Annotated in this window: 12 protein-coding genes; 9 read left to right on the forward strand and 3 right to left on the reverse strand. The window is 74.5% G+C overall.

Features of this window, described 5'->3' with window-relative positions; translation table 11 throughout:
- Positions 1-110 precede the first annotated feature (110 nt).
- The 3 genes from KLI87_RS15200 to KLI87_RS15210 are packed head-to-tail and all read left to right on the forward strand — an operon-like array spanning position 111 to position 2,948.
- Positions 111-1,172, forward strand: a complete 1,062-nt coding sequence (locus KLI87_RS15200) for a PhoH family protein (protein ID WP_156219291.1) — start codon at positions 111-113, stop codon at positions 1,170-1,172.
- Complete coding sequence (gene ybeY, locus KLI87_RS15205) at positions 1,172-1,651, forward strand: rRNA maturation RNase YbeY (RefSeq protein WP_214617618.1); 480 nt, start codon at positions 1,172-1,174, stop codon at positions 1,649-1,651. The genes KLI87_RS15200 and ybeY overlap by 1 nt, the downstream gene beginning before the upstream one ends.
- 16 nt (positions 1,652-1,667) lie before the next feature.
- Positions 1,668-2,948, forward strand: coding sequence for a hemolysin family protein (locus KLI87_RS15210; protein WP_156219292.1), 1,281 nt, complete (start codon positions 1,668-1,670; stop codon positions 2,946-2,948).
- 73 nt (positions 2,949-3,021) lie between these two features.
- Here KLI87_RS15210 and KLI87_RS15215 read toward each other — a convergent pair whose 3' ends face one another.
- Positions 3,022-3,360, reverse strand: a complete 339-nt coding sequence (locus KLI87_RS15215) for a cytidine deaminase (RefSeq protein WP_214617619.1) — start codon at positions 3,358-3,360, stop codon at positions 3,022-3,024.
- A 148-nt stretch (positions 3,361-3,508) separates the two neighbouring features.
- On the opposite strand from KLI87_RS15215, the gene KLI87_RS15220 reads away from it, so the two are divergent.
- The 3 genes from KLI87_RS15220 (at position 3,509) to era (ending at position 10,075) form a co-directional block, all read left to right on the forward strand.
- A complete protein-coding gene (locus tag KLI87_RS15220; protein ID WP_214617620.1) occupies positions 3,509-5,632 on the forward strand; it encodes an MMPL family transporter in 2,124 nt (707 codons plus the stop codon).
- 72 nt (positions 5,633-5,704) lie between these two features.
- The gene (locus KLI87_RS15225) at positions 5,705-9,082 is read left to right on the forward strand and encodes an AfsR/SARP family transcriptional regulator (RefSeq protein WP_214617621.1); all 3,378 of its coding nucleotides are present in this window, start codon (positions 5,705-5,707) and stop codon (positions 9,080-9,082) included.
- A gap of 66 nt (positions 9,083-9,148) precedes the next feature.
- A complete protein-coding gene (gene era, locus KLI87_RS15230; RefSeq protein ID WP_156219295.1) occupies positions 9,149-10,075 on the forward strand; it encodes a GTPase Era in 927 nt (308 codons plus the stop codon).
- A 7-nt stretch (positions 10,076-10,082) separates the two neighbouring features.
- On the opposite strand, the gene KLI87_RS15235 is transcribed toward era, so the two are convergent.
- On the reverse strand, positions 10,083-10,880 hold the full coding sequence (locus KLI87_RS15235) for a hypothetical protein (RefSeq protein ID WP_156219296.1): 798 nt from the start codon (positions 10,878-10,880) through the stop codon (positions 10,083-10,085).
- Between the two features lie 100 nt (positions 10,881-10,980).
- Between KLI87_RS15235 and KLI87_RS15240 the strand changes: the two genes are divergently transcribed.
- From KLI87_RS15240 to leuA, 3 genes are all read left to right on the forward strand, one after another.
- A complete protein-coding gene (locus tag KLI87_RS15240; RefSeq protein WP_173390892.1) occupies positions 10,981-11,592 on the forward strand; it encodes a hypothetical protein in 612 nt (203 codons plus the stop codon).
- Positions 11,589-12,446 carry a dimethylargininase gene (gene ddaH, locus KLI87_RS15245; protein WP_308166018.1) on the forward strand — a complete coding sequence of 286 codons (858 nt, stop codon included), beginning with the start codon at positions 11,589-11,591 and terminating at the stop codon, positions 12,444-12,446. The genes KLI87_RS15240 and ddaH overlap by 4 nt, the downstream gene beginning before the upstream one ends.
- Before the next feature lie 153 nt (positions 12,447-12,599).
- Positions 12,600-14,303, forward strand: a complete 1,704-nt coding sequence (gene leuA, locus KLI87_RS15250; protein WP_214617622.1) for a 2-isopropylmalate synthase — start codon at positions 12,600-12,602, stop codon at positions 14,301-14,303.
- A gap of 199 nt (positions 14,304-14,502) precedes the next feature.
- On the opposite strand, the gene KLI87_RS15255 is transcribed toward leuA, so the two are convergent.
- On the reverse strand, positions 14,503-14,757 hold the full coding sequence (locus KLI87_RS15255; protein ID WP_214617623.1) for a protealysin inhibitor emfourin: 255 nt from the start codon (positions 14,755-14,757) through the stop codon (positions 14,503-14,505).
- Positions 14,758-14,777: the final 20 nt, after the last annotated feature.

Here is a 14,777-nt window from a genome sequence, read left to right on the forward strand (position 1 = left end):
CCGGTAAATGGGGCGGCGTTCCGTCGTGGGCGGCCAGTACCATGGATGCGACACACGCTGGACACCGGAGCAGACAGAAAGCAGGTCCGAGAGGCCGTAAGGCCCGGCTGATGGTCGAATCAACTCACGCGAGGCGCGACGGCCGAGCAGGCTCGCGCACCCAGATCAAGATCGTGGTGCCGGACGACCATTCGATGGTGAGCCTGCTGGGCTCCCGGGACGAACTGCTCCACGCGATAGAGCAGGCGTTCGGCAGCGACCTCGACATCCACGTCCGCGGCAACGAGATCACCGTGACCGGCCCCGGGGACGAGACCGACCTGGTCTCCCGGCTGTTCACCGAGATGTTCGACCTGCTGAAGGGCGGCGCGCAGCTCACCCCCGACGCCATCGAGCGGAGCCTGGCGATGCTGCGCGGCGAGGGCGGCGAGCGCCCGGCCGAGGTCCTCACGCTGGACGTGCTGTCCAGCCGGGGCCGCACGATCCGCCCGAAGACGCTGAACCAGCGCCGCTACGTCGACGCGATCGACCGGCACACGATCGTGTTCGGCATCGGCCCGGCGGGCACCGGCAAGACCTACCTGGCCATGGCCAAGGCGGTCCGCGCCCTCCAGGACAAGCAGGTCAACCGGATCATCCTGACCCGCCCGGCGGTCGAGGCGGGCGAGCGGCTCGGCTTCCTGCCGGGAACGCTCTACGAGAAGATCGACCCCTACCTGCGGCCGCTGTACGACGCGCTGCACGACATGGTCGACCCCGACTCGATCCCCCGCCTGATGGCCGCCGGCACCATCGAGGTCGCCCCGCTGGCGTACATGCGCGGCCGCACGCTGAACGACTCCTTCATCATCCTGGACGAGGCGCAGAACACCTCGCCCGAGCAGATGAAGATGTTCCTCACCCGGCTCGGCTTCGGCTCCAAGGTCGTGGTGACCGGCGACGTCACCCAGGTCGACCTGCCGAACGGGCACCTCAGCGGGCTCCGCGTCGTCCAGGACATCCTCGGCGGCGTCGAGGACATCCACTTCTCCCGGCTCGACAGCCGCGACGTGGTCCGGCACAAGCTGGTCACCGACATCGTCGACGCCTACAACCGCTACGACGAGGCGCGCGTGCCGCAGTTCAAGCAGCCCGCGGCGGGCCGCGGCGGGCCGCGCAAGCGGGGGCGGTAGTGACGATCGACGTGGTGAACGAGTCTGGCGTCCAGGTCGCCGAGAAGGACATCGCCGACCTGGCCCGCCACGTCCTGGACGCCCTGCGCGTGCACCCGCTCGCCGAGCTGTCGGTGCTGTTGGTCGACGAGGCGGCGATGACCGAGCTGCACGTGAAGTGGATGGACGAGCCCGGCCCGACCGACGTGCTGTCCTTCCCGATGGACGAGCTGCGCCCCGGCCACCTGTCGGGCGGCGCCGACGAGGACGGCGAGGCCGACCCCGGGCTGCTCGGCGACGTCGTGCTGTGCCCGGCGGTGGCCGAGCGGCAGGGCCGCGAGGCCGGCCACGGCACCGCGGCCGAGCTGGAGCTGCTGTGCGCGCACGGCATCCTGCACCTGCTCGGCTACGACCACGCCGAGCCGGAGGAGCACAGGGAGATGTTCGGCCTCCAGGCGGAGCTGCTCACCTCCTGGCAGGAGAAACGCGGCCGGTCATGACCGCCGCGGCCGGGTCATGAGCACGACGCAGGGATGGCTGTCCGCCCTGGCGGTGGTCCTGGTCTTCGCCGCGGGCCTGCTGGCCGGCACCGAGACCGCGCTCGCCCGGGTCTCGCGCGTCACCGTCGAGGACAGCGTCCGCGAGGGCCGCCGCGGCTCCCGCCGCCTCGCCGAGGTCGTCGCCGACCCGGCCCGCTACGTCAACATGGTGCTGCTGCTGCGCATCGGCTGCGAGCTGGTCGCCACCGTGATCGTCGCCGACCTGTGCGTGACCTGGCTGGATGAGACCTGGCGCGCCTACGTCGTCGCCGCCGCGATCATGATCGTGGTCAGCTACGTCGTGATCGGCGTCGGCCCCCGCACGCTCGGCATCCAGCACGCCGACCGGATCGCCCTCGCCGGCGCCGCCGTGATCCACCCGGTGACGCGGGTGTTCGGCCCGCTGCCCCGGCTGCTGATCCTGCTCGGCAACGCGCTGACGCCCGGCAAGGGCTTCCGGGAGGGCCCGTTCGCCTCCGAGGCGGAGCTGCGCGACCTCGTCGACCTCGCCGAGCAGCGCAGCCTCATCGAGCCGGACGAGCGCGAGATGATCCACTCGGTGTTCGAGCTGGGCGACACGCTCGTCCGCGAGGTGATGGTGCCGCGCACCGACATCGTGTTCGTGGAGCGCGACAAGACGCTGCGCCAGGCGATGTCGCTGGCGCTGCGCAGCGGCTTCTCCCGCATCCCCGTCGTCGGCGAGAACGAGGACGACGTCGTCGGCATCGCCTACCTCAAGGACGTCGTCCGCCGCGGCCAGGAGAACCGCGAGCGCGAGGGCGTCGAGACCGTCGACTCGGTCATGCGGGAGGCGACCTACGTCCCCGACAGCAAGCCGATCGACGAGCTGCTGCGCGAGATGCAGGCCCGCCAGATCCACCTCGCGATCGTGATCGACGAGTACGGCGGCACCGCCGGGCTCGTCACCATCGAGGACATCCTGGAGGAGATCGTCGGCGAGATCACCGACGAGTACGACCGCGAGACCCCGCCGGTGACCTGGCTGTCGGACGACGTCGCCCGCGTCACCGCCCGGCTGCCCGTCGAGGACCTCGCCGAGCTGTTCGACACCGAGATCGACGTCGAGGAGGTCGACACGGTCGGCGGCCTGCTCGCCCACGCGCTCGGCCGCGTCCCCATCGAGGGCTCCACCGCCGAGGTCGGCTCCGCCCACAACGGCGCCGCGCTCTCCCTGAAGGCCGAGACGATCGCGGGCCGCCGCAACCGCGTGGGGACGGTGCTGGTCAGCAGGGTCTGACCGTGTCGGGTCTGACCGTGATGGGTCCGACCGTGCCGGGTCTGACGGTGATGAGTGCGACCGCGATGCCCGGTCAGGCCTCCAGGGCGGCGCGGAGGGTGCCGTCGGGGGCGGCCAGCAGGACGGTCGCCTCGGGGCCGAGCTCGCGGACGGTCGTGACGTCGGAGGCGGTCGCCGCGTCGGCGGTGCTGACCAGGGCGGCGGCCTCCAGGCTCTCGGCGCCGCTCGACACCGCCATCGCGACGGCGACCTGGAGGGCCGACAGCTTCAGCGACGGCAGGTCGACGCCGGTCGCGGCGTAGGTCCGGCCGGTCTCGTCCCGGACGGCGGCGCCTTCGGCGGCTCCCGTGCGGGCCCTGGACGACCGCGCCAGGGTGATGATCTTCGCGTCCTCGGAGTTCAGCTCGCTCACGCCCCCCAGCGTACGGGGCGGGCGGCCCTCGGCTTCCCGCAAGTGGCCGCAAGTGCCCCCGGCCGGGATCCCAAGTGGGTGCCAAGTGGGCGGCAAGGGGACGGCGCGACCCTCGGGAGGTCAATGGAGATTGTCTGGGGGAGTTGTGATGTCCCGTCTGCTGTACCGCCTCGGGAGAGCCGCCGCGCTGCGGCCGTGGCGGTTCATCGTCGTGTGGCTGGTGCTCATCGGGGCGATGGCCGGGATCGCCGGGGTCGCGGGCGGCACGCTGCACGACAACTACACGCTGTCGGGGACCGGGTCGCAGGAGGCCCGCGACCTGCTGGAGGACCGGTTCCCCGCGCTGTCGGGCGCGGACGCGCGGGTCGTGGTGCACGCGAAGTCGGGCACGGTGGACCAGGCGGCGCTCGGCACGGCGAGCGCGGAGCTGCGCAAGCTGCCGCACGTGAGCGCGGTGGATCCGCCGCAGCCGTCCAAGGACGGCGCGACCGCGCTGATGACCGTCCGGTACTCGGTGCCGGTGACCGACCTCGCGCCCAAGCCGACGCTGGAGTTGCTGCGGGACGCCACCGGCAACCTCGACAAGGCCGGATACCAGGTCGAGTTCGGCGGGCAGGTGCCCGAGAACGTGACGGCGCCGGGGGGCGTCGCCGAGGCGGTCGGGATCGTCGCGGCGCTGGTGATCCTGCTGCTGGCGTTCGGGTCGGTCGTGGCGGCGGGGCTGCCGCTGGCCGTCGCGCTGGCGGGGCTCGGCGTCGGGGTGTCGGGGATCACACTGCTCGCGCTGTTCACCAACGTGGCGACGACGTCGCCGACGCTGGCCTCGATGGTCGGGCTCGGCGTGGGGATCGACTACGCGCTGTTCATCCTCACCCGGCACCGCGAGGGGCTCGCGGGGGGCCTGGACGTCCCCGAGTCGGTGGGGCGCGCCATCGCCACGGCCGGCATGTCGGTGATCTTCGCCGGGTTCACGGTGCTGCTGGCGCTGTGCGGGCTGGTGCTGTCGCGGATCCCGTCGTTCATGACGATGGGCTTCGCGACCGGGCTCGTCGTGGCGGCGACGGTGCTGAGCGCGGTCACGCTGCTGCCCGCCGTCCTCGGCCTGTCGGGCCGCCGGGTGCTGCGCCGCCGCGACCGCGCGGCCGGCGCGACGATCTCGGCGGAGTCGCCGAGGGTCCGCCGGTGGGCCGAGCACGTCGGCCGGCACCCGTGGCCGTGGCTGGTCGCCGCGCTGCTGCTGATGCTCGCGCTGGCGGCGCCGATGCTCGGCATGCGCACCTGGCCGAGCGACGCCAGCAGCGAGCCGACCTCCAACACCGTCCGGCAGTCCTACGACCTCGTCGCGGACGCCTACGGGCCCGGCGCCAACGGCACGTTCCTCGTCGCCGCCGACCTGGAGAAGGTGGACGCCTCGGCGCTGCCCGGCCTCGGGCAGAAGCTCTCCCGGGTCGACGGGGTGGTCGCGGTCGCGCCGGCGCAGCTGTCGCCCGACCGGACCGCCGCCGTGATCATCGTCACGCCGAAGTACGGACCGCAGGACAAGGCGGTGACCGGGCTCGTCGACCGCATCCGCGCCGACGTCCTGCCGCCGGGCACGGAGATCACCGGGTTGACCGCGACGTATGTGGACCTGTCCCGGGTGCTGTCGGAGCGGCTGTGGCCGGTGATCGGCGTCGTCGTCGCGACCTCGTTCATCATGCTGATGATCGTCTTCAGGTCGGTGCTGGCGCCGCTCAAGGCCGCCGCGATGAACCTGCTGTCGATCGGCGCCGCCTACGGGGTGCTGACCGCCGTGTTCCAGTGGGGGTGGGGCGCCGAGCTGCTCGGGCTCCCGCACAGCGTCCCGGTGTCCAGCTTCATCCTGCTGCTGATGTTCGCCGTGCTGTTCGGCGTCTCGATGGACTACGAGGTGTTCCTGCTCTCACGGGTCCGGGAGGAATGGCTGCGCAGCGGCGACGCGCACGGCTCGGTGTCCACCGGGCTCGCCGCGACCGGCCGGGTGATCACCAGCGCGGCGCTGATCATGGTGGCGGTGTTCCTCGGGTTCGCGATGGACCCGGGCGTGATCATCAAGCAGATGGGCGTCGGGCTCGCGGCGGCGGTGGCGCTGGACGCGACGATCGTCCGGCTGGTGCTGGTGCCCGCCACGATGGCGCTGCTCGGACGGGCGAACTGGTGGCTGCCGAAGCCGCTGGCCCGCGTCCTGCCGAACATCGACCTGCACGGCGCCACCCCCGCCGGGGACGCCGAGCGCGAGCACCAGCCCGCGTGACCGCCCGGTGATCGCTGTGTAGCGGGGGCCCGGACGGCTGGTCGTCATGTCCCGGTTTAGGCTGACCGGGACATGACGACTGCTGTGCGCGTGCTCGGATCCTTCGGCGCGGCGGTGGACGGCACGCCGGTGGACCTCGGCGGCCCCCGCCAGCGCTCGGTGCTCGCGCGCCTGGTCGTCGCGCAGGGCCGGATGGTCCCGGCCGACCGGCTCGTCGAGGACCTGTGGGGCGAGGCGGCGCCGCCGCGCGCCGCCGCCGGGCTCCAGTCGTTCGTCTCGCACCTGCGTCGGGCGCTGGAGCCGGGCCGCCCGCCCCGCACCCCGGCGCGCGTCCTGCTCACCGAGCCGCCCGGGTACGCGCTGCGGCTGCCCGCGGACGGCGTCGACGCCTGGGCGTTCGACGCGCTGATCGACGAGGCCGCCGCGCTGCTGGAGGCGGGCGATCCCGCGCGGGCGCGGCGGCGGGCGCAGGACGCGCTCGGGCGCTGGCGCGGCCCCGCCTACGCCGAGTTCGCCGGGCTGCCCTGGGCCGCCGCCGAGGCCGCCCGGCTGGAGGAGCGGCGCCGCCTCGCGGTCGAGCGGCGGGCCGAGGCGACGCTGCGGCTCGGCGCGGCGCCCGAGGCCGTCCCCGACCTGGAGGCCCACACCGCCGCCAACCCGCTGCGCGAGGAGGGCTGGCGGCTGCTCGCGCTCGCCCTCTACCGCGCCGGGCGCCAGGGCGACGCCCTCGCCGCGCTCCGCCGCGCCCGCACGGCGCTCACCGAGGAGCTGGGCGTCGACCCGGGCCCCGCCCTGCGCCGCCTGGAGTCCGACATCCTCGCCCAGGCGCCGTCCCTGGACCCGGCGGTCGGCGCTCCGGCGGACGCCCCGCGCCCGGTGCTGCGCCTCGCCGCCGCGCCCCCGGAGAGCGCCGCGCCGGTGACCCGGGGGACGGCGTTCGTCGGACGCGAGAGCGAGCTGGCGCGGCTTGAGGAGGCCGCGCGCGCCGCCGCCGCGGGACGGCGCGGCGTCGTCATCGTCGGCGGCGACGCGGGCATGGGCAAGACCGCCCTGGTCGAGCGGTTCGCGCGCACGCTCGGCGACCGCGGCTGGACCCGCGCCTGGGGCCGCGCCCCCGAGACCGGCGGCGCCCCGGCGGCCTGGCCCTGGGCCGAGCTGCTGCACGAGCTGACCGCCGCCGTCCCGCCCGAGCCCGCCCTCGCCGCCCGCCTCGGCCCGCTCCTGGACGACGCGGCGACCGGGCCTTCGGGCGCCTCGGGGGCCGACGCGGGCACCGGCCGGTTCCGGCTCCACCTGGCCGTGGGCGACTACCTCGACGAGGTCGCGGGCCACGCGCCGCTGCTGCTCGTCCTGGACGACCTCCACTGGGCCGACGAGGAGACGCTCGCGCTGCTGACGCGCCTCGCCGAGCGGCTCAGGGACCGCCCCGTCCTGCTGGTGACGACGTTCCGGCAGACCGAGGTGCCCGAGCGGCTCGCCGCCGCCCTCGCCCTGCTCGCCCGGCACGAGCCCGACCGGATCGACCTCGGCGGGCTGTCGGTGCCCGAGGTCGCCGCGCTCGTCCGCGACACCTGCGACGCCCGCCTCGGCGACGCCGAGCTGTCGGCGATCGCCGAGCGGACCGCCGGGAACCCGTTCTTCACCCGCGAGACCGCCCGGCTCCTGGAGGCCGAGGGCCTGCCCGCCGCGACCCGCCGCGTCCCCGCCGGGGTCGGCGACGTGCTGCGCCGCCGGATCGCGCGGCTGCCCGAGCCCGCGCAGGCCGTCCTGCGCGACGCCGCCGTCATCGGCCGAGACGCGCCCCTCGGCGTGCTGACCGACCTGACGGGCGACGAGGACGCCGTGCTCGACGCCGTCGAGGCGGGCCTGGCGTCCGGGCTGGTCACCGAGCCCGCGCCGGGCCGGATGCGGTTCGCGCACGCCCTCGTCCGCGACACCCTCTACACCGGGATCTCGCGGGCCCGCCGCGTCCGCGGCCACGGCCGGGTCGCCGCCGCGCTGGAGCGGCACAGCCCCGACGAGGTCGCCGCGATCGCCCACCACTACCTGGAGTCCGGCACCGACTCCGGCAAGGCCGTCCGGTACGCGCGGCTCGCCGCCGAGGCCGCCGAGGCCCGCTTCGCGCACGCGGCCGCCGCCGACCTGTGGGTCCGCGCCGTCGAGACGCTGCGCGCGCGGGGCCCCGAGGCGACCCGCGACCGGCTGGAGGCCGAGGTCTCCGCGATCCGCGCGTCCGCCCTCGCCGGGGACGTCGTCGCCGCCCGGCGCCGCCGCCAGGCCGCGATCGCCGACGCCCGCGCGCTCGGCGACGTCCGGCTCCTGGCCCGGGTCATCGTCGCCTTCGACGGCCCCACCCTGTGGACGGCCCGCGAGTACGGGACGCTCGACCAGGCCGTCGTCGACGCCACCGCCGAGGCGCTCGACCGGCTGCCGGAGGGCGAGCCGGAGCTGCGCGTCCGGCTGCTCACCACGATGGCGCTGGAGATGGAGGGGCAGCAGCGCGACGTGGGCGTCACCGCGTCCGGGGAGGCGGTCGCGCTCGCCCGCGAACTCGGCGACCCCGAGCTGATCGCCGTCGCGCTCAACGGCCGCTACATCAACTCCTACCGCACGGCGGACGGCCTGGCCGCGCGCCGCGCGATCGCGACCGAGCTGCTCGCCCTCGCGCGCGAGCACGACCTCGCCACCTACCTCGTCCTCGCGCACCTCCAGCTCCAGCAGAACGCCATCTCCGCGCTGGACCTGCCCGCCGCGAGCCGGCAGCTCGCCGAGGGCGCCCGCCTCGCCGACCAGTACGGGCTGCCGCTGCTCGCGCAGATCGCCACCTGGTACACGGGCCTCCAGCAGGCCTTCACCGCCCGCCCGGAGGCCGCCGAGCGCGCCTACGAGGAGGTGGGCGGCGCCATCGGCCGGGCCAGCATCTGGTTCGACGAGCGCGGCATGCTGTTCCTCGCCGCGTTCTGCGTGCGGCTCGTCCAGGGCCGGGCCGGGGAGATGGCCGAGGAGGCCGGCTGGCTGCACCGCCGGTGGCCGGGCATCGAGCCGATCGCCGACGTCCACGCGCTCGCGCTGGCCGCCGCCGGACGCACCGCCGAGGCCCGCGCCGCCGTGGCCGGGACGGGGCCCGTCCGGCTCGACTACTTCTTCGACCTCTCGATGGCCATCCGGGCGCTGCGCGCGATCGCGCTCGGCGACCGCGACCTGGCCGAGCGGGCCTACGCGGCCCTCCTGCCCTACGAGCAGCACGTCACCGGCGGCGGAACCGCCGTCGCCACCATCGGGCCCGTCGCGCACGTCCTCGGCGACCTGGCGCTGTTCCTGGAGCGCCCCGCGCGCGTCACCGCCGCCCACTACCGCGAGGCCGCCCGGGTGGCCCGCCGCCTGGGCGCCGACCACTGGGTCGAGAAGGCCGACGACGCCCTCCGCTGCCTGGGCTCTCCCGCCGCCTGAGCACCGGCGTTGGACCGGGCGGGGCGGCGCGTGGGGGACAATCGGAGGGTGACAACGCTGGGAGACATGACCGACCGACGTCCGGCGGGCGAGCACCGCGCCGGGTTCGCCTGCTTCGTCGGGCGCCCGAACGTGGGCAAGTCCACGCTGATGAACGCGCTGGTCGGCACCAAGGTCGCGATCACCAGCAGCCGCCCGCAGACCACCCGGCGCGCCATCCGGGGCATCGTGCACCGGCCCGGCGCGCAGCTCGTCGTCGTCGACACCCCCGGCCTGCACAAGCCCCGCACGCTGCTCGGCGAGCGGCTCGACAGCCTCGTCCGCTCCACGCTGACCGAGGTGGACGTGATCGGGTTCTGCGTGCCCGCCGACCAGCCCGTCGGCCCCGGCGACAAGTACATCGCGCGCGAGCTGGCCGCCGTGAAGGGGACGCCGGTCGTGGCGATCGTGACCAAGACCGACCTGGCCGCCCCCGAGCGGGTCGCCGAGCAGCTCCTGGCCGTCGGGGGGCTCGGCGAGTTCGCCGACATCGTGCCCTGCTCGGCCGACGGCGGCTTCCAGGTCGACCTCGCCGGCGACCTGCTGATCTCCCACCTGCCCGAGGGCCCGCCGCTCTACCCCGAGGGCGACCTCACCGACGAGCCCGAGCAGGTCCTGGTCGCCGAGCTGATCCGCGAGGCCGCGCTGGAGGGCGTCCGCGACGAGCTGCCGCACTCGATCGCCGTGGTCGTGGACGAGATGGCCGCCCGCGAGAACCGGGGCGGGCGCGCCGACCTCGTCGACATCTACGCGCACCTGTTCGTCGAGCGGTCCAGCCAGAAGGGGATCATCATCGGCCACAAGGGCGCCCGGCTCCGCGAGGTCGGCGCCGCCGCCCGACGGCAGATCGAGGCGCTCCTCGGCACCAAGGTCTTCCTCGACCTGCGCGTCAGCGTCCTCAAGGACTGGCAGCGCGACCCCAAGCAGCTCCGGCGCCTCGGCTTCTACGACTGAGCGGCGGTCAGTCGGGCCTGGGCCAGGATCTTCCCGACGGCTCCTCCGGGGTCTCGTCCCCACTCGCGGGCCGCTCCTGCGGCTGGGGCCAGACGGCGTACTCGCCGTACTCGCGGTGCTGCCCGTACTCGCCCTGATTCCAGGCGTGGGGCCGGTCGCCGTACGCGGGCCCGGGACGCGGGGCGAGCATCCGGTCGCTGATCGGCCGGGCCAGGCTGCACCCGATCAGCAGCAGCGACGCCGCGACCGCCAGGTACCAGCCGTAGCGGACGGAGATCTGGTAGCCGACGTCCAGGCCGCCGCCCGGCACCCCGCCGGGCAGGTCGTCGCGCACGTCGCCCAGGCGGAGGACGAAGACCCCGCAGGCCAGCAGCGCCAGGACGGCGGGGACGGCGGCGAGCCCGCCGATCCGGGAGTCCCGGCCGAGCAGGTCCCAGCAGGCCAGGACGATCGCGACCACGGCCAGCGCCGGGACCGCGACGACCAGGTCGTCGGCGTCGATGCCCGCCACGCTGCCGGCGTCGCGCGAGAGCGAGCGGCCGAACAGGTCGACGACCACCTCCGCCCGCGCCCACGGCAGGAACGCCGAGACCAGCATCGTGGCCGCGGCGGCGATCATGGCGAGGTCCCAGACGGCGCCGTACCGCCGGGACGGCACGGGATCCGGCGGCGGCACCGCTCCGCCGGACGGGTCGGCGGGCGCCGGGGAGCCCTCGTCGTGCGGCAGGAACTCCGGCCGTGCGGTGGAGCGCGCGGACGGGCGCGCCCGCGTGCCGTCCGCGTCGGAACCCAGGTCACCGGTCATGGACCCAGCGTAAGGGGAGGGCCCGCCTTGGCCGGGACGGCCACGGCGGGGCTCCCGGGTCGGTAGTTTGGAAAGCGTCCGTTATGGGAGGAGAGCCCCGGTGTTGCTCGTTTTCGGACTGACGGCGGTGTTCCGTACGGTCAGTGACGGCACGTTCCACTGCCCCCACTGCGGCGGTGACCGTGCCTACCGGAGGCGGACCGGACGCCGCTGGCTCACCGTGTTCTTCGTCCCGCTGGTGCCGCTGTGGCGGCTCGGCCAGGCCGCCGAGTGCCGCACCTGCCGCCGCCGCTTCCCGGTGTCGGCGCTGGCGATCCCGACCGCCCAGCAGATGGCGGCGGCGCTGCCCGCGGGCATGCGCGCCGCCGCGACGCTGGTGCTGCGCTCGGGCGACCCCTCCGACGGGACGGCCCGCGCCCGCGCCGCGACCACCGTGCTCGGCTACGGCGAGCCCGGCTACGCCGACGCCGACATCGACGCCGACCTCCGGCTGCGGGACGAGCTGCTGGAGCGCGACGTCGCGCGGGCGGGCGCGCAGCTCGCCGTCGAGGCCAAGGAGTGGTTCCTCGCGCAGGTCGTCCGGATCGGCCTGGCGGACGGGCCGCTCGGCGACGGGGAGCGGCAGGCCCTGCACCGGATCGCCGAGCTGCTCGGCATGTCCCGGGCGTACGCTCTCGGCGTGATCGTGATGACGGAGGGGGCGGCACGGTGACCGGGGGCCGGGTGATCGGGAGCGCGCCGACCGGGAGCGCGGTGATCGAGCGGCCCGGGACGGCGCTCGTCCGCGATCCCGGCCCGCGCCTCGCCGACGGGATCGTCACCCACCGCGACCGCCGCGAGGTGGACACCGCGCTCGCCGCGCGCCAGCACGGGGACTACGTCGCGGCACTGGGCGAGGCGGGCTGGCGGGTCCGCCCGGTCGCGCCCGCCGACGCCCACCCCGACGCCGTGTTCGTCGAGGACGCCGTGGTCGTCTGCGGCGACCTCGCGGTCCTCGGCCGGTCCGGCGAGACGCGCCGCAGGGGCGAGGTCCCCGGCGCCGAGGCGGCGGTGCGCGACCTCGGCCTTCGGGTCGAGCGGATCACCGAGCCGGGCACGTTGGACGGCGGCGACGTCCTGCACGCGGGCGGCACCGTCTACGTCGGACGCGGCGCCCGCACCAACGAGGAGGGCATCTGCCAGCTCGCCCACCTGCTGGGCGGGCGGCGGGTCGTGCCCGTCGACACGCGCGGCTGCGTGCACCTGAAGTCGGCGATCACCGCGCTGCCCGACGGGACGATCATCGGTGTGCCCGAGCTCGTGGACACCTCCGTCCTGCCGTGCATGCGGGTCGCGGGCGAGCCGGCGGGCGCGCAGGTCGTCGGGCTCGGCCCCGCCCACGTCCTGATCTCGGCGGCGGCGCCGCGCACCGCCGCCCAGCTCGCCGCCGACGGCCTGCGCGTCACGACCGTCGACATCAGCGAGTTCGAGGCCCTCGAAGGCTGCGTGACCTGCCTGTCGGTGCTCGTCCCCCGGCCGCGGGCGCGAGACGCGCACGTCTCACCATGCGGGACGTCATTTCCGTAAGTCGGATGCGGTCTGTTAACTTTGCAGCGTGTCGCGTGTGCTGCTCCTCCTTAGCGGCCGCAGCGGGGGCCTGTGACGAGGTCGGCTCCCTCGCTGCGGAGCCTTGACGTGTCGGACGTCGGCCGCAGGATCTGAGCAGAGAGACCACCACGGATGTATCCGCAGCAACAGCCCTCGGGCATGCCCTTCCACCGCTACCGCCCCGTCGAGCCCGTCCGGCTCGCCGACCGCACCTGGCCGGACCGGGTCATCACCGAGGCGCCGCGCTGGTGCGCGGTGGACCTGCGCGACGGCAACCAGGCCCTGATCGACCCGATGGACGCCGACCGCAAGCTCAGGATGTTCGAGCTGCTGGTACGGATGGGCTACAAGGAGATCGAGGTCGGGTTCCCCGCCGCGAGCCAGACCGACTACGACTTCATCCGGCAGATCATCGAGGAGGACCGCGTCCCCGAGGACGTGGTGATCCAGGTCCTGACGCAGGCGCGGCCCGAGCTGATCGAGCGGACCTTCGAGTCGCTGCGCGGCGCCCGGCGGGCCATCGTCCACCTGTACAACTCGACGAGCACGCTCCAGCGCCGCGTCGTGTTCGGGCAGGACCGCGACGGGATCACCGCGATCGCCGTCGAGGGCGCCAAGCTGTGCGCCAAGCTCGCCGAGGACATGGGCGACACCGAGATCCACTTCCAGTACTCGCCGGAGTCCTTCACCGGCACCGAGCTGGAGTACGCCGTCGAGATCTGCAACGCCGTCAACGACGTGTGGCGGCCGACGCCCGACCGCAAGGTCATCGTCAACCTGCCGGCGACCGTCGAGATGGCCACCCCGAACGTGTACGCCGACCAGATCGAGTGGATGAACCGGAACCTCGCCTACCGCGACTCCGTCATCCTGTCGCTGCACCCCCACAACGACCGCGGCACCGCCGTCGCCGCCGCCGAGCTCGGCTACCAGGCGGGCGCCGACCGCATCGAGGGCTGCCTGTTCGGCAACGGCGAGCGCACCGGCAACGTCTGCCTGGTCACGCTCGGCCTGAACCTGTTCACCCAGGGCGTGGACCCGCGGATCGACTTCTCCGACATCGACGAGATCCGCCGGACGGTCGAGTACTGCAACCAGCTGCCCGTCCACGAGCGGCACCCCTACGGCGGCGACCTGGTCTACACCGCGTTCTCCGGCTCCCACCAGGACGCCATCAACAAGGGCTTCGACCACCTCAGGCGGGACGCGCGGGCCGCCGGGACCCCGGTGGAGCAGCACCGCTGGGAGATCCCCTACCTGCCGATCGACCCGCACGACGTCGGCCGCACCTACGAGGCCGTGATCCGCGTCAACAGCCAGTCGGGCAAGGGCGGCGTCGCCTACATCATGAAGTCCGAGCACTCGCTGGAGCTGCCGCGCCGCCTCCAGATCGAGTTCTCCCGGATCGTGCAGCGGCACACCGACAGCGAGGGGGGCGAGGTCACCGCCGAGCGCATGTGGGAGATCTTCCAGACCGAGTTCCTGCACAACGGCCCGCGCGTCGGCCTGCTCGCCCACCGCGCGACCTCCCGGGTGGCCGAGAAGGACGCGCTGAGCTGCGACATCCGCCTGGACGGCGAGATCCGCGAGATCGAGGGCGTCGGCAACGGGCCCGTCTCGGCCTTCGAGGACGCGCTGGCCTCCGTCGGCATCGGCGTCCGCGTCCTCGACTACGCCGAGCACGCCATGAGCGCCGGCGGCGACGCCCGCGCCGCCGCCTACGTCGAGTGCGACGTGAACGGCACGTCGGTGTGGGGCGTCGGGATCGACGGCAACATCGTGACCGCGTCGCTGAAGGCCATGCTGTCGGCGGTCAACCGGGTGGACCGCGCCTGACACGCCGGGCGCCGGGCATGCCGGTGCGGCGGCCCGTCCCGGCTGGGACGGGCCGCCCCGGTCCATCGAGCGCCCCGTGGTTCGAGCGCCCCGTCGTTCGGTTCGAGTGCCCCGTGGTCCGAGTGCCCCCCTGGTTCGAGTGCCCCCCGGTTCGAGTGCCTTGTCGTTCGGCGCCCGGACGACCGGCCGGCGTGCGCGGTCAGCGGGCGTGGCCGAGGACGTGGTGGACCAGTTCGCGGAGCGGGCCGTGCAGCTGGGCCTCGCCCACGGTGGTGCGGTCGCCGTCGATGTCGATCTCGTAGAGGAACTGGTCGGGGATCCGGCCGGGCGGCGGCACCCGTTCGAGATCGACACGGTCGACGAGCCTTGCCAGCACGGGATCGCGGGCGCTGTCGGACTCGGCCCGCTGCTCGATGCCGGCGAAGCCCCCGCTGCGGACGACTGTCACCTTCACTGCGTTTTCCGTTCCGGCCC

The organism is Actinomadura sp. NEAU-AAG7 (assembly GCF_018603865.1).
GTDB classification, from domain to species: domain Bacteria; phylum Actinomycetota; class Actinomycetes; order Streptosporangiales; family Streptosporangiaceae; genus Spirillospora; species Spirillospora litoris.